Source organism: Mesorhizobium sp. P2_C4 (assembly GCF_056404575.1).
In genome coordinates this window covers 1,187,163-1,208,213 of the sequence record NZ_JBFUDT010000001.1, presented here as the reverse complement: position 1 = coordinate 1,208,213, position 21,051 = coordinate 1,187,163, and the positions used below count along the sequence as shown (strand labels likewise).

Below are 21,051 nucleotides of genomic sequence, written 5' to 3'. Positions count from 1 at the left end.
AGAATGGTGAGTAGTTTCATATTGGATGGATGAGCGCGGGCGACTCGTCTCTCGCAGCCATTCACCATTCGCGCTATTCACCATTCAAGGCCTTCCTATGCCCTACCAATCCCCTATTTCCCCCGGCCGTTCCTGGTACGAGGATACTGCCGGACCGCGACCCGAGTATCCTTCGCTCGACGGCGACAGGTCGTGCGATGTCGTCATCGTCGGCGGCGGCTTCACCGGCCTGTCGGCGGCGGCTCACCTGGCCAAGGCGGGTACGAACGTCGTGCTGATCGAAGCGTATCGCTTTGGCGACGGCGCATCGGGCCGCAATGGCGGCCAGCTCGGCACCGGCCAGCGCGCCTGGGCCGAAGAGCTGGAGGCCGAATACGGGTTCTCCCGCGCCAAGGCGCTGTTTGACCTCGCCGAAGAGGCCAAGACGCATTTGCTCGAATTCGCCGCCGTCAACAATATCGAGATCGACTATATGCCCGGGCAGATGTCGGTGGCGCACAAGCAGCGCTATGTCGACGACTACAAGGCGCATGCCGAGATCATGACGAGCCGGTTCGGCTATCAGCACATCTCTTTCATGGACGCCAGGGAGACGGCGGAGCGGTTGGGCTCGACGCATTATTTCGGCGGCACCCGCGACACCGGCACCGGCCATATCCAGCCGATGAAGCTGGTCATCGGCACGGCGAAAGTGGCAGCGCAGGCGGGCGCGCAACTGTTCGAGCAAACGCCGTCGACCGGCATCACCTCCAGTGGCGGCAAGGTCCGGGTGACCACGCCGAAAGGCGTCATTACAGCCGAGAAATGCCTGATCGGCGTCAACGCCTATGGCGGCACGCTCGAGCCGGTGAGTGCCGCGCATATCATGCCGATCGGCTCCTTCATCGGCGCGACAGTGCCGTTGGGCACCGCTTCCAAAGTGCTGCCGGGCGGCGAGGCGGTCGACGATTCCCGCTTCGTGGTGCGGTATTTCCGTAAATCGAAAGACGGGCGCCTGCTGTTCGGCGGGCGTGAGATCTACGGTGTCAACGACCCGAAGGACATCCACATCCATATCCGCCGGCAGATCTCCGAGCTTTATCCGGACTTGAAGGACGTCGAGATCACCCATGGCTGGGGCGGCTATGTCGGCATCACGGTGCCGCGAAAGCCATTCGTGCGCGAGGTGATGCCCAATGTGATCTCGGCCGGCGGCTATTCGGGTCACGGCGTCATGCTGTCGAACTTTTTCGGCAAGCTCTATGCCGAGACCGTCTCCGGCAACCGCGACAGGCTCAAGCTGATCGAGGATTTGAACATCCCTGCCTTCCCCGGCGGCCGGCGCTTTCGCACGCCGCTGCTGTTCCTGGCGCTGAACTGGTTTGCGCTGCGCGACAGGATCTAATGCGTGTCGCCCAAAAGTGCGCAGCGGTTTTGGGACAACGACATGCATAAAAACAAAGGCTCAAAGCACGTCGACTGAATCCGTTTCAACGCGACGTGCTTACAGCAACAAACGATTCCGTCTGAAATATTCGGTGTTTAGCGACACATTGCAGAATCCTTAACAAGGGTGCAGAATCTCCCGTTAGGGCGCACTGATGCCACAATCGCGGGTAAAAGGTGCCGGTTCTGGGCGATTGAACGGGGACTTTTGCGGGCTTGCCCGCTTTGTTTTTGGGACCGATGCCGATCGAATGCCGGCCTTCCGGCACTGATCGAAAGAACATCGGCCCGCATGTTGGAGGTGGCGAACGTGAATGAGCCCTTCAGTTTCGGCGCGCCGGAACGACGGCGCTTTGCCATGCAGTTCGGTTACGATATGCGGCCCTCTTTCTGGCAGGAAGTCCGGTCGAACTCGCATCTGGTGATTGCCGCGGTCGGCACCGCAGCGCTGCTCGGCGTGGCGGCGGTGGCGCTGTGGCTGGCTTTGCCGGCGAATGACAGGCAAGCGAGCGCGAGCCAACAGCAGACCGTTCCGGCCATTCCGGTGAAGACAACGAAAATCGTTCCCGCGGCCGCGAAGGTCGCCGCGGTCGTGCCGCCAGCGGCGGCGCGCAAGGGCGACGCGGTTTCACGGACGGTGGCTGCCAATGAGGCGGCGGTATCGGCGCTGGAGCCCAACGATCCACGCTGGACCGCGCCCGACTCGAAGGCCGCATCCGGCCCAGAAGCGAAGTCGCCCGATCAGGCGGCGAGCCAGCCGACGCAAGACGAGAAGCCGTCTTCGGCATTCGCCGAATCGGCAGCGCAAACCGACGCCACGACAGAGCTTGCCAAGGTCGCCGCTCCCGGCGATCCGGCGATGAACGCCGATCCTGACGGCGCGCAAACCGCCGCTATTCCCACCCCGAAACCGGAACTGCCGCAGCCCGCCCAGGCCAACGCGAAACCCCAGAAGGTTGCTGCCGCCGGCAACGGACGCACGCTGAGGGCGGTTACCATGCGAAGCGGCCCGAAGAAGAATGCAGCCGCCATCGGCACCGTGCCCGCCAAGACATCGGTGCAGGTGATGGGCTGCAAGCAATGGTGCGAGGTCGTCTACAACGGCAAACGCGGCTGGATCTACAAGAGCTACATCAAGACCGGCGCTTAGAGGCTATTCATCGCCATGTATCTGGGATGGGTCCCATCTCAGATGCAGCGCCCGCCATCGACCTCAAGCGCCACGCCGGTGATGAAGGCGGCTTCGTCGGAAGCAAGCCAGAGCGCGGCATTGGCGATGTCGAGCGGCGTCGAGAGACGACCGAGCGGGATCGAGGCGCGGAACTTGTCGCGGATTTCGGGCGTATCGGCGCCCATGAATTTCTCCAGCATACCGGTCTCGCCGGCGACCGGGCAGAGGCAGTTGACGCGGATGTTCTTCGGCGCCAGTTCCACCGCCATCGACTTGGTCGCGGTGATCGCCCAGCCTTTCGACGCATTGTACCAGGTGAGGCCGGGCCGTGGCCGAAGGCCTGCGGTAGAGGCCGTGGTCAGGATGACGCCGCCGCCTTGCCGCTCCATGATCGGCACCACGGCGCGCGCGGCGTGGTAGATCGCCTTCATGTTGACGGCGGTGATCAGGTCGAAGGTCTCCTCGCTGACATCGAGCATGTCGCCGTTGCGATGGGTGTAGCCAGCATTGTTGACCATGATATCGATGCGGCCGAAGGCGCTTTTGGCGGCATAGACCATCTCGTCGAATTCGGAGCGCAACGACACGTCCGTCTGGGTCCAGATCGCCGGTTCGCCAATCTCATTGGCGACCCGTTCGGCGCCCTTGGCATTGAGGTCGGCGACCACGACCCGGGCGCCCTCCTCGGCAAAACGCCTGGCCATGCCTTCGCCAAATCCGGACGCCGCGCCGGTGATGATGGCCACCTTGTTTTCCAGGCGCATGCTTTTCTCACCCATGATTGAGGATCATTGTCCCGCAAGCCGGCGTATCAAACAGGCCACGACCGTCGAAAGATGTGCATCCATCCTCGATTTCTCCTTTGGCTTTCGCGTCGATCCCGCTCTATGCTGCATCTGCGAAGGCTTCCCGGAACCATCGCCCGCCGACAAGCCTCCGGGTTGTGCCAGTGTCAAGGGTCAGGTTCCGACACTTAGATGTGACACCGTGGCACTGGAAAATTTAAATCGATTAGATTATATCAGCCGCGTACTCGTGACCGGCGTCAAAGCGGACAGACCATGACCAGCCAGATCATCCCCGTCGATCCTTTCGACTTCATCATTTTCGGCGGCACCGGCGATCTGTCGGAACGCAAGCTCCTGCCATCGCTCTACCATCGCCAGCGCGACCACCAGTTTTCCGAGCCGACGCGGATCATCGGCACGTCGCGCTCGAAAATGACCGACGAGGAATTCCAGGCTTTCGCCAAACAGGCGATTTCCGACCATGTCAAACCGGCCGATATCGACCCAAAGGAATTGAAGACGTTCCTGGCCCGGCTTTCCTATGTCTCGGCCGACGCCACCACAGGGGCCGGTTTCGACAAACTGAAAAAGGCGATCGGCGACAGCGACCGCATCCGCGCCTTCTACCTGGCGGTGGCGCCGGCGCTGTTCGGCGACATCTCGCACAAGCTCAAAGAGCACAAGCTGATCACGCCGAACTCGCGCATCGTGCTGGAGAAGCCGATCGGGCGCGACCTTGCCTCGGCACGCGCGCTCAACGATCTGGTCGGCGATGATTTCCATGAAAGCCAGATCTTCCGCATCGACCACTATCTCGGCAAGGAGACAGTGCAGAACCTGATGGCGCTGCGCTTTGCCAACGCGCTCTACGAGCCGCTGTGGAACTCCGCCAATGTCGACCATGTGCAGATCACCGTGGCCGAGACTGTCGGCCTCGAAGATCGCGTCACCTACTACGACAAGGCTGGCGCACTGCGCGACATGGTGCAGAACCACATGCTGCAGCTCCTGTGCCTGGTCGCCATGGAGGCGCCGTCGTCGATGGACGCCGATGCCGTTCGCGACGAAAAGCTGAAGGTGCTGAGGGCGCTGAAGCGTATCAACGGCAACGAGGCGCCGAAGCAAACGGTGCGTGGCCAATACCGCGCCGGAGCCTCGGCCGGCGGACCAGTGAAAGGCTATGTCGAGGAACTCGGCAAGGAGAGCAGCACCGAGACTTTCGTCGCCATCAAGGCCGAGATCGGCAACTGGCGCTGGTCGGGCGTGCCGTTCTACCTAAGGACCGGCAAGCGACTGGCGACCCGCGTGTCGGAAATCGTCATCGAGTTCAGGCCGATCCCGCATTCGATCTTCGGCGACAGCGCCGGGCCGATCTTCGCCAACCAGCTGGTCATCCGGCTGCAACCTGACGAGGGCGTCAAGCAGTTCATCATGATCAAGGATCCGGGACCGGGCGGCATGCGGCTGCGCCAGATTCCGCTCGACATGAGCTTCGCGCAATCCTTCGACGGCCGCGCGCCCGATGCCTATGAGCGGCTGATCATGGATGTCATCCGTGGCAACCAGACGCTGTTCATGCGCCGCGACGAGGTCGAGGCGGCATGGAAATGGATCGATCCGATCCAGAACGCCTGGGAGAGCGCCAGGCAGGAGGCGCAAGGCTATACCGCCGGCACATGGGGCCCTTCGGCTTCCATTGCGCTAATCGAACGCGACGGGCGGACATGGCACGAGAGCAACTAAACGGCGCGCCCTACAACTGGCACGCCTTTTCGGCACGCCCGGACCTGGCGGCAGCCCTTGCCGGCCGCGTTGCAGGCCGCCTGAGCGAGGCTATCGAAGAGCGCGGCACGGCGCTGCTTGCCGTTTCCGGCGGCACGACACCGGCGAAGTTTTTCGCAGCACTTTCGAACATCCCGATCGCCTGGAGCAAGGTCACGGTGACGCTGGTCGACGAGCGTTTCGTGCCGGCCTCCTCGCCGCGCTCGAACGCCGGACTGGTTGCCGCCAATCTGTTGCAGAACGCGGCTGCCGCCGCACGTTTCGTGCCGCTCTATCACGAGGCCGCAAGCATCGAGGATGCGGCGGCGTCCGACACAAGGGTGTTGCGCGCGCTGCCCTGGCCGCTCGATGCCGTCGTGCTCGGCATGGGAGCCGATGGCCACACCGCTTCGTTCTTTCCCGACGCCGACGAGCTGGAAAAGCTGCTCGACCCGTCTTCGGAAAGGATCGTGCTGCCGGTTCACGCAAGGAGTGCCGGCGAACCGCGGCTGACATTGTCGCTGGCGCGGATCGTCAGTGCCGGCTTCATCGCACTGCACATCGAAAGCGAGGACAAGCGTACCGCATTCGAGAGCGCGATGGGACCGGGAACGCAAAAACCCATTCGCGCCGTGCTCGACGCAGCTGAAAGGCCCGTAGAGGTCTTCTGGGCACCCTGATTTCAACTTGCTGAGGGTCCCGGCGAACAGCCGGAGGGTGTTTCCGGGACCTCGCCTGAAAGGACCTGTAACATGACCGCCAGACGCGACATCGAAGCCATCACCGAGCGCATCCGCCAGCGCTCCAAACCGGGCCGCGAGCGCTATCTGAGCCGCATCGCCGAGGCGTCGAACCGCACCGCCAACCGGGCCGTGCTGTCCTGCGGCAACCTCGCCCACGGTTTTGCGGTCTGCAGCCCGTCGGAGAAGGTTGCACTCGGCGGCGATCGGGTGCCCAACCTCGGCATCATCACCTCCTACAACGACATGCTGTCGGCGCATCAGCCGTTCGAGACATATCCGGCGCTGATCAAGGACGCGGCGCGCGAGGCCGGCGGCATTGCCCAGGTGGCCGGCGGCGTGCCGGCAATGTGCGACGGCGTCACGCAAGGCCAGCCCGGCATGGAGCTGTCGCTGTTTTCGCGCGACGTGATCGCCATGGCGGCCGCCATCGGCCTGTCGCACAACATGTTCGACGCCGCCGTCTATCTCGGCGTCTGCGACAAGATCGTGCCGGGGCTGGTGATCGCAGCACTTACCTTCGGCCACCTGCCGGCGGTGTTCATCCCAGCCGGGCCGATGACGACAGGCTTGCCCAATGACGAGAAGGCCAAGGTCCGCCAGCTCTATGCCGAGGGCAAGGCGGGACGGGTCGAGTTGCTCGAGGCCGAGTCCAAGTCCTATCACGGGCCTGGCACCTGCACCTTCTACGGCACAGCGAACTCTAACCAGATGCTGATGGAGATCATGGGCCTGCACACGCCGGGTGGCTCCTTCGTCAACCCCGGCACGCCGCTGCGCGAAGCGCTGACCCGGGAGGCGACGAAGCGGGCGCTGGCGATCACCGCGCTCGGTAACGCCTACACGCCGGCCGGCCGCATGATCGACGAGCGTTCGATCGTCAACGGCGTCGTCGGCCTGCACGCCACGGGCGGCTCGACCAACCACACCATCCACCTGATCGCCATGGCGGCCGCGGCCGGCATTGCCATCACCTGGCAGGATATTTCGGACCTGTCGGAAGCTGTGCCGCTGCTGGCGCGGGTCTATCCGAATGGCCTTGCCGACGTGAACCATTTCAACGCCGCCGGCGGGCTCGGCTTCCTGATCCGCGAGCTGCTCGACGAAGGCATCCTCCATGAGGACGTGCAGACGGTGTGGAGCGAAGGCTTGCGGCCATACGCGGTCGAGGCCAAGCTCGGCGCCGATGGCACAGTGGTACGCGAAGCTTCGCCCCGCGTGAGTGGCGACGAGAAGGTGCTGGCGCCGTTCAGCAAGGCGTTCCAGCCGACAGGCGGGCTGAAAGTGCTGTCGGGCAATCTCGGCCACGCCGTCATCAAGACTTCGGCGGTGAAGCCGGAGCGGCGCATCGTCGAAGCGCCGGCCAAGGTTTTCGATAGCCAGCAGGGACTGAACGAAGCGTTCAAGGCCGGCACGCTGACCGGCGACTTTATCGCCGTCATCCGCTTCCAGGGACCGAAGGCCAACGGCATGCCGGAACTGCACAAGCTGACCACCGTGCTCGGCATCCTGCAGGATCGCGGCCAGCATGTCGCGCTGGTGACCGATGGGCGCATGTCGGGCGCTTCCGGCAAGGTGCCGGCGGCGATCCATGTGACGCCGGAAGCGGTCGAGGACGGGCCGATCGCCAGGATCCACGAGGGCGACATCATCAGGCTCGACGCCGAAGCCGGCACGCTGGAAGTGCTGGTGCCGGCTGGAGATTTCGCCCTGCGCCGGACGGCGGACGCCGACCTGATCGGCAATGAGTTCGGTTTCGGCCGCGAACTGTTTGCTGGCTTCAGGCAATTGGTGGGCCGCGCCGACCATGGCGCCAGCGCCTTCGGAACGGCCTGACGAACCGCCATCTCACCCATGAAAAAGGGCGGCTCGTGGCCGCCCTTTTTGCGTTGGTCCATACGGTGCTATTGCACCGTTAGCTCGGCCCGCTCGCCGGCCTTGACCGTTACGGTGCCTTCCTTCGAGCTGTTGTCCGACTTCTCCGAGACGACCACATAGTCACCGGCCACTATCGCCGCCTGATACTTCTGGTCGTAGGCGTAGCCAAGCGACTTGCGATTGCCGTTGATGTCCTTCTTCGCTTCGAAAATCTCGATCTTCGAGGCGCCGGGCGCGGTGATTGCCAGAACACCAGCGTTCATGGCGACTTTCACATCCTGGAATTCGCCGGTCTTGACGGTGAATGGCTGTTCGACGACGGCGAGATCGACGGTTGCGATCAATACATAATCGTCCGGCGGCAGATCGAACTTGCTGTCGGGACCATAGGCGTAGGTCACCTCTTCCCTGGTCCCGTCGATCTTCTTTTTCGCCCTGAACACCTTGAAGCCGATGCCCGAACCGTCGGCCTTGTCGCCGCCGGCGGTATAGTAGGCGTTGGCAACGACATGGCCGACGCCAACGATGATGTCCTTTTCGACCGTCTTGCCGGCAGCGAGCGGGATCGTCTCCGTGGCCACGCCCTGGCCGATCGTGACCGTCACCTTCTCGTCGCCAGCCGGCAACACCGTCTTGGTGGTGCCATAGTAGGTCGCCGGATTGTCGGCGCCCGGATAGTCGATCACGACCGCCGCGCCATCGACGACATCCGCCCCCGCGCTTGGCCGCGGATGAATGATGAGCGTGCCGGCATTCAAGGTGAACAGCGGCTTGTAGACCTGGCCGGCCTCGATCTTGAGCTCCTGTTCAGTCTTGGCCTCGCCGTCGCGCGCGACGATGATGTAGTCGCCCGGCTCCAGATTGCCCTTGTAGGCGCCGTATTCGGTGGTGACGTTGTCGCCGCGCGTGCCGTCGGACTTTGCCTTGTAGATTTCCCAGGCATTGCCGTCGGTGACGGGATCGCCGCCTTCGGCAAGCACCAAGGTCGGCAGCAGATTGAATTCCGGCTTTTCCGGCTCGGACGCCGGGGCTGGCGCGGGAGCAGGCGCTGGTTCGGGCGCCGGCGCCGGTGCAGCGACGGTTTCGACCAGCGCTTCCTGCAACGCTTTCTCATCCGAAGCCTGGATGTATTTGCCGCCGGTGTTTTCGGCGAGACAGGCGATCTGCTTGCCTTCGTCGGCGGTCAGGCCAAAGCCGACGACATCGGCGGTAAAGTCGATGCCGGACGCTTCCAGCTCCTTGCCAAGCGCGCAAGGGTCGCCGCCGCAGGTTTCAAGTCCGTCGGTGATGAGAACGACGGTCGCCTTGTCCTCGGTGTATTTCAATGCCTCGGCCGCCTGCTTGACGGCCGATGTCAGCGGCGTCTTGCCGAGAAATTTCAAACTGTCGGCGGCTGCCGAGATCGCACTAGCCGAACCCGCCTGCGGCGGCACGATCAGCTCGATGTCGTCGCAACTGCCCTTCTCGCGATGGCCATAGGCCATGAAGCCTATCTCGTCGTCGGCGGGGACCGACTGCAGCACCGTCCTGAGCGATTCGCGGGCGATTTCGAGCTTGGGCTTGCCGTCGATCTGCGCCCACATGGAACCCGAGGCGTCGAGAATGATGATGACCTTGTTTGCCGCAAAGCCGAACGTCGTCATCGACAAAAGGAGAATCGCCGCAGCGACGCTCCGTGCAAATCCCGCCATGAAAGTCTCCTCAAGTCCGCCCTGATCCGGGCCGGAAAGCTATTTGACGCCGCGTCAGGACACAAGCCCGAACGCGGCTGCGAGGGGGCCGAATGCCGAACTTTTGAGAGGAGGCGAAACCCGCTCAGTAGGTCGTGCGCCGCTCTTCCGAAGGCGGCCGGCCGAACTGCAGCCGGTAGCTTTGGGCAAAATAGGAGTGCGAGGTGAAGCCGGTGGCGATCGCCACATCGAGGATCGGCATGTTGGTCTGGCGCAGCAATTCACGCGCCCGCTCCAGTCGCAGCCGCATGTAGTAGCGGCCGGGGGTGACAGTGAGGTGACGCAGGAACAGGCGCTCGACCTGGCGCACCGACAGGCCCGCCGATTTGGCGAGCTGTACCGCCGACAGCGGCTCGTCGAGATGGTCGGCCATCAGTTCGACGATGCGCCTGAGCTTCTCCGACTTGCCGGTCAAGTCGCGTTCCGGTCCGACACGCTGGCGGTCGCCGGCGGAACGGATACGTTCGTGCTGGAACTGGTTGGCGACGCCATTGGCGAGATTGGAGCCGAAATCGCCGCGCACGATCTCCAGCATCAGGTCGATCGAGGTGGTGCCGCCGGCGCAGGTGTAGCGCTTGCGGTCGATCTCAAAGACGTTGCCGGTGCAGTTGATGTCGGGAAAGCGCTCGACGAAGCCGGCGCGGTTTTCCCAATGGATGGTGCAGCGATAGCCGTCGAGCTGGCCTGCTTCGGCGAGCAGATAGGAACCGACTGACAATGCGCCGAGCGCGTTGCCGCGCCGGCCCCAGCTGCGCAGCGCCGCCAGCACCTTGCTCTTGCCGGGGAATTCGGTGGTCAAGCCGACCGAGACGAACAGGATGTCGACCGGCGGCAGATCGGCGACGGCGTAGTCGATCTTGAGCGGCAGGCCGTTGGAGGCCATGACGGAATCGCCGTCGGCCGATACCGTCGTCCAGCCATAGAAATCGCGGCCGAGCAGCCGATTCGCCGAGCGGAACGTATCGATTGCCGCCGCCAGCGAAAACATCGAAAACTTGTCGACCAGCAGGAACGCGAACTGCCGGCCACCGCCTTGAACGGGATCAGTTATGACCGGCCGTTCCGGGGGAATAGTGAGGTTCGGCAAGGCTGGCGGCTTTCTGGTCAGAAGGACGGCCGTTTCAATCCGGCCGCAAGATAGGCGGAGGCTACTGTGTTGGCCATCAGCATGGCAATGGTCATCGGTCCGACGCCGCCCGGCACCGGAGTGATGGCGCCGGCCGCCTTCGCCGCCTCGGCATAGGCGACGTCGCCGACCAGGCGGGTCTTGCCTTCGCCCTTCTCGGGCGCGGCAATGCGGTTGATGCCGACATCGATGACGGTGGCGCCGGGCTTGACCCAATCGCCCTTGACCATTTCGGGCCGGCCGACAGCGGCGACCAGGATGTCGGCGGTGCGGGCGAGCGCCGGCAGGTCTTTCGTGCGGCTGTGGGCGATGGTGACGGTGCAGTTGGCGGCAAGCAGAAGGTTGGCCATCGGCTTGCCGACAATGTTGGAGCGGCCAACGACGACCGCATTGAGACCGGATAGGTCCTTGCCGCGCACGCGTTCGATCAAAAGCATCGAACCGGCAGGCGTGCAGGGGACGAAGGCGGTCTCGAGTTCGCCGGTGCCGAGCTTGCCGACATTGATGAAATGGAAGCCATCGACATCCTTTTCCGGCGCGATGGTCTGGATAACCTTGCCGGCATCGATGTGGCCGGGCAGCGGAAGCTGCACCAGGATGCCGTTGATGGCCGGATCGGCGTTGAGGGCGCCGATGATGCTGAGCAGTTCCTGTTCGGAGGTCTGCGCCGACAAGGTGTGCTGGACCGAATGGAACCCGCATTCCTTGGCGGTGCGGGATTTGGAGGCGACGTAGACCTGGCTCGCGGGATCTTCGCCAACGATGACCACGGCAAGACCGGGCTGCCTGGCGCCCGTGGCCGTCAATTCGGCGGTCAATGCCTTGACCGTGCGCACCACGTCTTCGGCGACGCTTTTTCCGTCAATCAACTCGGCCATGAACTATCCTTCGACACCGTTCCACCCAAAGGGCGGCACTGCGCGCTTTGGCACTTGTTCGTGCATGTCGTTTGGGCGACATGCAATTTGTGCGGCATTTTCACGAAAATTCGACCGGGCAATCCCGTCAGAGCGCCGTCAGATGCCGTAAACTCGAAACCGGCATGTTTTATTCGCTGCTGGCGTTTTAGAAATAGCGACGGCGCGAGCGGTTTTCGGTGAGTTCGCGGACCGCTTCGCGGAATTCGCGCAGGCTGCTGCGGATTTCCTCGACCTGGGTTTGCTGTTCGGCGGGATCGGCGACAGGCGGTGCTGCGGCCATCGGGGGCTGCCGATATTGTGTCTGTCCCGCATAGGGCTCCATCGGCTGCGGATAGGGGGGGCCGGCTGGCGGCTGCATCTGCCCGGCTTGCACCGGCGGGTAGCCAGGCTGCGTCCCGTAGGGATAGGTCTGGCCATGCGGGGCCGGGTACATCGGCGGTTGCGGCATCATGTGAGCGCGCAATGGCTGTTGCGGGTGGGCAGCGTAGGCGTCTTGCCGGAAGTCAGGCGGCGGATAGCCGGCTGCCCCTTGCCTCGGATAGCTTTCGACCATCGCGGGAGAGACGGGTTCAGCGGGGCGGATATCAGAAGACTTTTGCGCCGACGCCTTGCCAGGCATGATCTTGCCCACGGCCGAGAACAGTCCACTGAACAGACCAGACCGTTCAGCGCGAGCGCTCTCGACCGGAAGCGCAGGCGGCGGTGCCTGATATGCCTTGTCTTCGACAGCTATCCGCCGTTCGTCCGGCCTGCGGCGCGACCGGGAATTGGCGGTCTCGCGCAGGCTCTCATAGGCGCCGCGCATGGCGCCGAGGCCGATACCCGCGGCAAGGCCGAGGAACAGACCCGCCAGTGAAATCACGGCGCGCGATGGCCCGGTGGATTCGAGCGGCGGGCGAGCCACGGTCATCACATTGATGTTGGTGCTGTCGATTTTTTCCTGCTCGCCAGTCTCCTTGGCGCGCAGAAGATATTGTTCGTAGACGGAACGCTTGGCGGTGGCATCACGCTCATATTCTCGCAAGCTGACGAGGTCGCTGTTGACGTTGCCGCTCTGAATCTTTGCCTGCGCCAGGCGCGAAGCCAGATCCTGCTCGAGCTGGATCGCGCGCTTGAGATCGACCTGCAGCGACGATGCGATGCGGCGCAGTTCCCCGGCGATACGCTCGCGAGCACCTTCGAGCTGGGCATTGAGCGCCTGGAATTCAGGATGACGCGGTCCAAGCCGCACGGAGGCGCGATCAGCGTCCTGCTTCAATGTCGCATATTGTGAGCGCAATTCGCTCATCGTGTTGGAGTTGATTTCCTCGGGCAAGGTGCCGTTGATAACCGAATTGACGTCCAGCGAACGCGCCGACGCCGCCCGGGCATTGAGTTCCAGCGTGCGGGCACGGGCGATGGAGAGCTGCTCGTTGAGCTTCAGCATCTGGTCGTCGCTGATCAGATGACCCTGGGCGTCGACAAGGTCATGAGTGGCCCTGAAATCCTCGACCTTGCGCTCGGCCCTCTCGACGTCCTGCCGCAAATTGTCAAGCTTAGCCGTCAGTTGGTTTGTCGCGCGTCCGGCCGTGTCGAACTGGTAACTGGCGGTCTCCTCCTGGAAGAAATCCCTGGTCTTGTTGGCGATGTCCGCCGACGTCTTAGGATTCTGGGTGGTGGCGCTGATGGAAACGACAAAGGTCTTGCCACTGCGCTCCACCGACAAGCTCTCGGCCAGATTGCGAACGGCCAGCGCCTGGCGGTGATCGTCTACAGCGCCGCCAGGTCCATCTTGGCGCGACAGGATCGAGCGGATGAGCGACATGACGCCGAGACCGCCGGAACCTTGCCCGTTGAATTCCGGATTGTCGACGAGATGGAGATCCGCGACGACCTTGTCGAGGACATTGCCGGACGTCACCATCTTGATCCGGGTTTCAACGACGGCCAGCGCCGCGTCGGGCTGCCCGACCGGTTGGGTGAGATCGGTGTTGGAAAGCTTCAGGTCGCCCGGGTTGATGACCATCAGGGTGGTGGCCTCGTATTTCTTCGGCGTCGACAGGGCGAAGGCGACGCCGAGCACCGTTCCCAATATCGTCGTCGTGAGGATCAGCAGCTTGGACCGGGTGATGCCGCGGACGACCTGCACCGGATCGATCAGCGGCTTCCATTCCTGGCTGTCGGCATCGTCGCGGGGAGACCGGGGCTCGCCACCGGCGTATCGGGGCTCATATGAGGCGGCACGAGGACGGTAGGCCTCGGAGACGCCGGCAGGCTCGTCGCGCAGCCTGGCTTGCGGGTAGGCCTTGTCCGCTTGCAGCCGTGCCTCAGCCTCCGAACCAGCCTGAAATTGGGATGTCGCAGCAGCCACAGCAGGCGATGGAGTCGCGCGCGCCTCGCGTTGCGAGCGGGCGACGCGATGGCGCGTGGCGGCATCCTCGCGCCATGACGAGTCAGCGCGGTCGCCGAGCGAAACCAGCGAAGCGTCGGCCTCTTCCTCGCCGCGCACAGCCTGGCCAAGTGCGAGCAAGGAGCGCTCACGCTTCCAGTCTTCACGGTTTTGCCTGTCGACCATTGTCTTGGAGCTTACTCTCTGGCGGCTTGGAAGCGGCAGTCAGCCAATCGTTAAGCCACGCTAAACAGGCATAGGAAACAAAAGGTTAATTTCGGCGATTTGAGGACGCAGTTTCTCTCTTTGGTTGTATGTTTGCGGAGGCTAATCTAGAGGCTCAGAACCGCACGTTAAGCTTTCCGAGCTATGCCTTTGCGCGAGACATGACGCAGGCCAATCACATACCGCAAAGGCGGCCCCTCGCCCGGATCAGCGCCTTTCTGGCCGAACGACGGGGGCTGGTTCGCGACTATCTTTCAGCCATCAGCGGCGCCGGCGGGCGACTGGTGTTTTCGCTCGCCTATTTCATCGCCCTGGCCAACACGCTGTCCATCGCCGAGTTCGGTATGTTCGCCACCGCGTCGGCGGCCGGCGTCATGCTGTCGCGCATCCTCGCTTTCGGCTTCATCTCGGCGCTTTACCGCACGGCTACCATCCGCCCCAATCTGATCGGCACCTTTACCGCCGGCTTCCTGCTGCTTGGCGCCGTATCCTTGCCGCTGCTGGCCGCGGCCTCCTACGGCGTCTACCTGATCTTCTTTGCCAGCAATGTGCCGCTGACGGTCTTCGCCGCAATCGTGTTTGCCGAAGCACTCTTGTGGCGGCCGGTCGAGGTGGTGCTGATCGTCAACAATGGGCTCGGCAAATTCGGCCGCGCCGCCGTGCTGGCAATCGTGACCACGGCCTTCCGCGCACTCGGCGCGGTGCTGTTCATGCTTTCGGGACAGCACAGCGTCTGGGTCTGGTCGTGGTTCTATATTGGCGCCAACGCCGCCTCGCTGCTGCTCGCCTTCGGCTTCTACTATCCACGCCAGCGGCTCAGGCTGCGCACCGAGCTCTATCTCAGGCGCCTCGCCGATTCGATCTATGTCGCCGGCGCCGAAGTGCTGTTTTACCTGCAGTCGGAATTCGACAAGCTCTTGGTGCTGGCGATCGGCGGGCCGCATCTGGCCGGTATCTATGCCATCATCATGCGGCTGGTCGACCTGACGGCGATCCCGATCCGCACCTTCTCGATGATGCTGGTGCAGCGCATGATGCGGGCGCCGGAACTGCTGTCGCGCCTGGTGGTCAAGAGCGGCATCGAGGGCGGCGTCTTCCTGGTCTCGACACTGGCACTGGCGACGCTTGGCGTCGTGCTGCATTTCTTCCCCAACGCGCTGGGCAAGAATGTCGCCGAGGCCGCCCCACTGGTGGCGCTGGCGATCTGCGTGCCGGGACTGCGCAATCTGGTCGAATACCAGGCCGAACTTCTGTTCGCGCGCGGCCAGACGCTGGTGCGGGCGCTCAATCTCGGCCTGCTGGCCGGGCTGAAGGCGGTGCTGCTGACCTATGTGCTGACCACCATCACCGACACACCCAATCTGGTGCTGTCGCTCAACGTCGTCTTCCTGCTGCTCTATCTCGCCTCGGCGCTGCTCACCTATTCGGCGATGCGCCAACCGGCAAAGCCGGTCTAGGCCTCTAGAGCGTTTCACCATTTCACGGAAATGGCAAACCGCTCTATCTCTTTGATTCAACGCAATTCCGGACGGAAAACCGCTTCGCACTTTTCCTGGAATTGCTCTAAGCGTCCAGGCCAATCAGGCGGCGAATGCGGCCGATATCCGTGCCGATGAAAGACTGCATGCCGATCGCCACCTGCTCGGGCGCCATGGCGGCGACGAAACTGCGAAACTCGTCATCCGACAGCGCTTCGCCGGTCCAGTGGACGCGGCAGAACTCTTCCGAACCGTGGAAATGGCCGGCACCCTCCAGCAGATCGTCGACATAGCGGCCGTAGATCATGCATTCGGAGAATTTGCGCGCCGAGCCGATGACCTGAACCCAGTTTCGGCCATGCACCTTCTCGATCTCGGCGCACATCGCCGTCACGGTTTGGCGGCGCCAGGCAATCAGTGTCGAAACATAGTCGTGGGTCGAGACCCTCGATGCGTCAATGCCGAGCGCCGAGCCCGCATTGCGCGACCAGATGCGATGCTCGTCATGACCGTCATTGGCGAGCACGCCGTCACGCCGGAACAACCGCACCTTGCCGTCGCGCCAAAAAGCGTTTGTGTCGAACGGCTTGAGGAAGGCGACATCGGAATCGCAAAAGATCAGCACGTCCTCTTGCGCCTGCGCTGATATGGCGATGCGGCGCAGCTGCTGCACGTGCCAGCCGCGCAACGGCATGGTCTTCAGGCTGAGCCAGATGCGGCGGCGAAACAGACTAAGCGGGTCGTCAAACACATGCAGCCAGCGCGGCAGCAGATCACGCTCGTCGACGACGCTGCGGCGGCTGTTTTCCAGCTGGCGAAACAGCCCGACATCGCGATGCTCGACGAGAATATAGTGATGCGCCACGCCGGAGACGTGGCGGTCGAGGGTTTCGCACAACAGGCGGCAGCGTTCGAAATCCGGTGCATAGCTTGCGGTCACAATCGCTGCCGTCGGTGTCTGCCGAAGGGCGCTGGGCTCAGTAGCGGGGCTCGGTACGAACCGGTTGTTCACCGGATCTCTCCGGCAGCTTCAGGCTTGTGCGACAGTTTCTGCTTGATGACGCGCAGCAGGAACAGCGGGTTGCCGACGACGTAGCGGCGCCAGAGGCGGCCGGGTTCGACCCACAAGCGAAACAGCCATTCGAGGCGCAACTGGCGCATCCACAAAGGCGCCCGCGGCACCGTACCGCTGAGGAAATCAAGCAGTGCGCCAACCGCGATCGGCAGCGTGCAGTGGCGCGCATCGATATGGCGCGCAATCCAAAGTTCCTGGCGCGGTACGCCCATGGCGACAAGCAGCACGTCGGGTCGCAGCTTTTCGATCCGGTCGACGATGCCCTGTTCCTCGGCGGCCGAGAAATAGCCGTCATGGATGACCACGAAATTGTGCTGGACGGCCAACGCCGCCAGTTTGACCGATGCGGCTTCGGCGTTGACGCGCGTCGCTCCGAGCAGCCCCACGGTCAACGGCCGGGTTGAGGCCTGCAGGAAGGCAGGGACGAAATCGGTGCCGTTGAGATTGTCGGGGAACGGCGCGCCATAGAGCAGTTTTGCCGCGACATCGACACCGACGCCATCCGGCAGGACGAGAAAATCGTCGAGCGCCTTGGCGAAGACCGGGTCCGAATAGGCGATGTTGGCATTGTGGGCGTTGAGAAAGCTGACCTTGGTGAAGCGGCGCTCGGCAACCAGCCGTGCCAGGAGGGCGATCGCTTCGTCCCAGCCGATGGCCAGCACCGAAATGCCGAGGATCATCTTCAACGTGTCGAGACCGAATGCAGCACGGGCGGAATGCATATTCACGCAGCCACCTCCTGCCTGACCGGGCCGAGCCTTTCCAGGCCAAGCCTGATCGCGGCATCGAGCGCCTTGACCTGCCGGCGGTGGAAGGCGCTGCCATCGACGTCCCTGACGTCGGCTGCCGCCGCCTCGAGCGCGCCGGCGAATTCGGCCGCATCGTCGGTCACGACGCAATTGACCGGGCGGTGGTCGATGCCGCGCAGCGAGCGGCTGGTGGCAACGGCGGGCAGGCCGAGTTCGAAGGTCTCGATGGTTTTCAGCTGCACACCGCTGCCGGCGGTGCTGATCAGCGGGATGACGGCGCCGCCGCGCACGAAGGCCTGCGCGTCCGGCACGCGGCCGACGAATTCGACCCCCGGATGCGTCGAGGTGACGCCCGACGGCATGTTGCCAGCGATTCTGATGCGAAAATTTCGCCTGAGATGCGGCACGACTTCTTCCAGGAACCAGTCGAGGCCGATGCGGTTCGGCTGCCAGGTCCAGGTGCCGATCAGGGCTGCGTCGCAATCGATGCGGCGCGGGTCCTGCTTCGTCGGGGCTGAGGTGCGGATCACCAGCGGCAGCACCGCAGAGCGGTCGTCCGAGGCAACGCCGAGTGCTGATCGGTCTTCCTCGGCGAGCGTGAAGACGAAGCGAGCCCGGCGGCAGAGCCGTTCTTCCATGGTCTTGAGCAGCCTCGCCTCGCGGCGAAAGAGGAGACGCTGGAAGAGGCCGCCAGCGGCGGCGGCGTTCTCCTGCGCCGAGCGATGCTCGACATTGTGGGCGACGAAGATCGATGGCCGGTCGTCGAAGAGATTTTCGAAGGCGCCGGCGAACTGCACCGAGTTCAGGACATAACCGTCGAAGGGACCGGCGCGCTCGATGGCGGTGCGGACGTCGCTGTCTGAAAGCACGCGCAGTTTGACCGAGGCGAAGGTAAGGCCGGACAGCATCGCCTTGGCGACCCAGGCAAGTTTCTGAAGCGGCGAGGCATTTTCGGTACGCACATCGATGGCGCCAAGCACGATTGTGTTTTCAGGGTCGCTGGCCGCCTTGCCGGGCCAGATGAAGCCGGCCACGGTGACGCGCGCGCCAGCGCGCCGCAAGGCGTCGATGATGGCGGCGTTGGCAATCTCGTAGCCCGAAGCGAGAGCGCCGTCGGGCACGATCGATGTGGCGAACAGCAGATGCATCTCACCTATTCCTGTGGCCAACCGGATAGCAAAGGGGGGTGAACCCTTGATTAAGTGGCGGCAATCGGCGGTTGGAAGCCGTGCATTGAGAGGTGTCTCCGCGAAAGGTGATTAACGAAACGTTATCATCGCGATGCTATCGAGAAGCCAAACTCACCCTGCGGCTGGACACGGATGATCCCTTTGCCATCGGACGGTTCGGTATCGATCGTGGGACGGTCGGCGGGGCTTGCCGCCGAGACCGTCGAAGCGGTCGTCACGCTGCCGACCTTCAAGCGACCCGAGCAAGTGCTGGAAACGCTGGCATCGCTCAAGGCGCAGAAGACCGGCAGACGCTTCGCCGTCATCGTCATGGAAAACGACGCCGAGGCGCGCGCCGGCGCCAAAGCGGCGCTGCCGCTGTTCGAGCGCGGCGACCTTGCCGGCATGGTCATCGTCGCCCATGAACGCGGCAATTGCAGCGCCTACAATGCCGGCTGGCAAACGGCGATCCTGCATTTCCCCAACTTTAGACATCTGCTGGTTATCGACGATGACGAGATCGCCGACCCGGATTGGCTCGAGCGCATGTGCAAGGCGGCCGAGACGCTCGGCGCCGACATTGTCGGCGGCCCGCAAGTGCCGGTCTTTGCCGATCCGACGCATGCGAAATGGGCGCAACACCCTGTCTTTGCGCCGCCTTACCGCGAGACCGGGCGCGTGCCGGCGCTCTATTCGTCCGGAAACCTTTTGGTGGGACGAAACGTGCTGACCGCCATGGGGCCGCCCTTCCTCGATCTCAAATTCAACTTCATGGGCGGCGGCGATTCCGACTTTCTCAGCCGGTCTGCGCAACGAGGCTTTGTGCTCGGCTGGTGCGCCAAGGGACAAGTCCATGAAACGGTTCCGGCCCGGCGCGTCGAGGCCGACTGGATCCGCGCCCGCAGCCTGCGCAACGGCGTCATCTCGACGCTGGTCGAAAAGAAAAAGCGCGCCGGAACACCCTTTGCCGGCACCAAGGTCTTCCTGAAAAGCCTGGCGCTGCTTGCCGCCTCGCCGTTTCGCGGTGCAATCAGGCTGGCGCAAACAGGATCATCGGCAACCGCCTTGTATCCCATCCACGTCGCGCTCGGCCGCGTGCTTGCCGAATTCGGATATGCCAATGAGCAGTATCGACAGCCTGAGAAGAACTGAGCAGGCGCCGCTCAGCGCGGCGTTCACGCGCGACGGCGTTGCGACCGCGATCGCGGCGCTACTGTTCACCGTCATCCTGATATCCTTCCGGCCCTTCCAGCCGGCCGGCGCCGAAGTGATCGGCGAGGGCGGCGACATCGTCAACCAGCTCGGCTTCGGCTCGCTCGGCGCCATGTCGATCTTCTCGCTGATGGCTTTCGCCAATCCCAAAGTGGTGCGCTCGCTGCTCAGCCCGTCCTGGCTCTTGATGCTGGGTTTCTTCATGCTGTCGGTGGTGATGGCGAGCGACCCGCCGTCGGCGGCGCGCGCCGCCTCGTTCACACTGATCGGCATTTTGACGATGGCGACGATCCTGGCACTGCCGCGCGACGCCGATGCGTTCGCGAAGGTTATCATCTTCACCATCGTTGTCGTCATGGGCCTTTCCTACATCGGACTGATCGTCTTTCCGCATGAGGCCCTGCACACGGCCGACTCGCAGGAGCCGGAACATGCCGGCCTGTGGCGCGGCGTCTTCACCCACAAGAACATCGCCGGCCCGATCATGGCCTGCTTCAGCTTCGCCGGCCTCTATCTCTACCGGCGCGGGCAGCGGCTGTGGGGCGCCGGCATCTTCTGCGCGGCCATGATCTTCATGTTCCACACCGGTTCGAAAACAACCGCCGGACTGGTGCCGTTTTCCGTCCTGATCGTGGTGCTGCCAAGCCTCATCGGCATGAGGCTCGGCACCCCGATCCTGTTTGCACTGGCGATCATGGCGACCGCGGTCGGCACGCTGGGCATCGTCTTCCTGCCGCCCGTAAAGCACCTGGCGGCCATCTATTTCCCCGACATGACCTATACCGGGCGCACGACATTGTGGGAGTTCTCCGGCAGCATGCTGGCGAAGCGACCATGGACCGGTTACGGCTATGAGAGCTTCTGGGGCACGCCACTGCTGCTCAATCAGGACCAGCCCTTCGACCGGGCGTGGGACATCAGAACCATCGTGCATGGCCATGACGGCTATCTCGACATTGCCGTGCTGATGGGAATTCCGGCGCTCTGCGTAGCGGTCTACACCTTCCTCATCGCACCATTGCGCGACTACATGCGCATACCGGCGCGCAAGGAAAATATCTATCTCGGCGATTTCTTCATGATGGTGGTGCTGTTCACCGGGTTGAACGCTTTTCTCGAAAGCTTCTTCTTCCACCGCGCCGATCCGGTGTGGATGTTTTTCGTATTGGGCGTGCTTGGCCTCAGGCAAGTGTCGCTGCGGCCGATCCCGGTGCGCGATCCCCATCGCTCCTGACA

At 63.4% G+C, this 21,051-nt stretch carries 16 protein-coding genes; 8 read left to right on the top strand and 8 right to left on the bottom strand.

Annotation, left to right across the window (positions count from 1 at the left end; all coding sequences use genetic code 11):
• The first annotated feature begins 97 nt into the window (after positions 1-97).
• Together AC1DX6_RS05760 and AC1DX6_RS05755 are read left to right on the top strand one after the other, a co-directional pair.
• A complete protein-coding gene (locus AC1DX6_RS05760) occupies positions 98-1,384 on the top strand; it encodes an NAD(P)/FAD-dependent oxidoreductase (protein ID WP_477311745.1) in 1,287 nt (428 codons plus the stop codon).
• 351 nt (positions 1,385-1,735) lie between these two features.
• Positions 1,736-2,575 (top strand): SH3 domain-containing protein, encoded by an 840-nt coding sequence (locus AC1DX6_RS05755; protein ID WP_477311744.1) that lies wholly within the window; start codon positions 1,736-1,738, stop codon positions 2,573-2,575.
• 38 nt (positions 2,576-2,613) lie between these two features.
• On the opposite strand, the gene AC1DX6_RS05750 is transcribed toward AC1DX6_RS05755, so the two are convergent.
• Positions 2,614-3,360: an SDR family oxidoreductase gene (locus AC1DX6_RS05750; protein ID WP_477311912.1), complete on the bottom strand. Its 747-nt coding sequence runs from the start codon at positions 3,358-3,360 to the stop codon at positions 2,614-2,616.
• 297 nt (positions 3,361-3,657) lie between these two features.
• Here AC1DX6_RS05750 and zwf point away from each other — a divergent pair, with 297 nt between their 5' ends.
• From zwf to edd, 3 genes are all read left to right on the top strand, one after another.
• Entirely contained in the window at positions 3,658-5,127 is a 1,470-nt protein-coding gene (zwf, locus tag AC1DX6_RS05745; RefSeq protein ID WP_477311743.1) for a glucose-6-phosphate dehydrogenase, read from the top strand.
• Positions 5,109-5,825 carry a 6-phosphogluconolactonase gene (gene pgl / locus AC1DX6_RS05740; RefSeq protein WP_477311742.1) on the top strand — a complete coding sequence of 239 codons (717 nt, stop codon included), beginning with the start codon at positions 5,109-5,111 and terminating at the stop codon, positions 5,823-5,825. Before zwf ends, pgl begins: the two co-directional genes overlap by 19 nt.
• A 72-nt stretch (positions 5,826-5,897) precedes the next feature.
• Positions 5,898-7,721, top strand: coding sequence for a phosphogluconate dehydratase (gene edd / locus AC1DX6_RS05735; RefSeq protein WP_477311741.1), 1,824 nt, complete (start codon positions 5,898-5,900; stop codon positions 7,719-7,721).
• A 68-nt stretch (positions 7,722-7,789) separates the two neighbouring features.
• Here edd and AC1DX6_RS05730 read toward each other — a convergent pair whose 3' ends face one another.
• From AC1DX6_RS05730 to AC1DX6_RS05715, 4 genes are all read right to left on the bottom strand, one after another.
• A complete protein-coding gene (locus tag AC1DX6_RS05730; protein ID WP_477311740.1) occupies positions 7,790-9,454 on the bottom strand; it encodes a vWA domain-containing protein in 1,665 nt (554 codons plus the stop codon).
• Positions 9,455-9,578: 124 nt separating this feature from the next.
• Positions 9,579-10,580 (bottom strand): GlxA family transcriptional regulator, encoded by a 1,002-nt coding sequence (locus tag AC1DX6_RS05725; RefSeq protein ID WP_477311739.1) that lies wholly within the window; start codon positions 10,578-10,580, stop codon positions 9,579-9,581.
• 17 nt (positions 10,581-10,597) lie between these two features.
• Entirely contained in the window at positions 10,598-11,497 is a 900-nt protein-coding gene (gene folD, locus AC1DX6_RS05720; RefSeq protein ID WP_477311738.1) for a bifunctional methylenetetrahydrofolate dehydrogenase/methenyltetrahydrofolate cyclohydrolase FolD, read from the bottom strand.
• A gap of 187 nt (positions 11,498-11,684) precedes the next feature.
• Positions 11,685-14,093 (bottom strand): GumC family protein, encoded by a 2,409-nt coding sequence (locus AC1DX6_RS05715; RefSeq protein ID WP_477311737.1) that lies wholly within the window; start codon positions 14,091-14,093, stop codon positions 11,685-11,687.
• A gap of 200 nt (positions 14,094-14,293) precedes the next feature.
• Between AC1DX6_RS05715 and AC1DX6_RS05710 the strand changes: the two genes are divergently transcribed.
• Complete coding sequence (locus tag AC1DX6_RS05710; RefSeq protein WP_477311736.1) at positions 14,294-15,589, top strand: lipopolysaccharide biosynthesis protein; 1,296 nt, start codon at positions 14,294-14,296, stop codon at positions 15,587-15,589.
• Positions 15,590-15,695: 106 nt separating this feature from the next.
• Here the strand turns inward: AC1DX6_RS05710 and AC1DX6_RS05705 are convergent, their stop codons facing one another.
• The 3 genes from AC1DX6_RS05705 to AC1DX6_RS05695 are packed head-to-tail and all read right to left on the bottom strand — an operon-like array spanning position 15,696 to position 18,582.
• Complete coding sequence (locus tag AC1DX6_RS05705; RefSeq protein WP_477311735.1) at positions 15,696-16,622, bottom strand: DUF6492 family protein; 927 nt, start codon at positions 16,620-16,622, stop codon at positions 15,696-15,698.
• Positions 16,619-17,413 carry a WecB/TagA/CpsF family glycosyltransferase gene (locus tag AC1DX6_RS05700; protein ID WP_477311734.1) on the bottom strand — a complete coding sequence of 265 codons (795 nt, stop codon included), beginning with the start codon at positions 17,411-17,413 and terminating at the stop codon, positions 16,619-16,621. Before AC1DX6_RS05700 ends, AC1DX6_RS05705 begins: the two co-directional genes overlap by 4 nt.
• Positions 17,410-18,582: a glycosyltransferase gene (locus AC1DX6_RS05695; protein ID WP_477311733.1), complete on the bottom strand. Its 1,173-nt coding sequence runs from the start codon at positions 18,580-18,582 to the stop codon at positions 17,410-17,412. The genes AC1DX6_RS05700 and AC1DX6_RS05695 overlap by 4 nt, the downstream gene beginning before the upstream one ends.
• A gap of 174 nt (positions 18,583-18,756) precedes the next feature.
• On the opposite strand from AC1DX6_RS05695, the gene AC1DX6_RS05690 reads away from it, so the two are divergent.
• Entirely contained in the window at positions 18,757-19,755 is a 999-nt protein-coding gene (locus AC1DX6_RS05690) for a glycosyltransferase family 2 protein (RefSeq protein WP_477311732.1), read from the top strand.
• Positions 19,724-21,049 (top strand): O-antigen ligase family protein, encoded by a 1,326-nt coding sequence (locus tag AC1DX6_RS05685; protein ID WP_477311731.1) that lies wholly within the window; start codon positions 19,724-19,726, stop codon positions 21,047-21,049. The genes AC1DX6_RS05690 and AC1DX6_RS05685 overlap by 32 nt, the downstream gene beginning before the upstream one ends.
• Positions 21,050-21,051 lie beyond the last annotated feature (2 nt).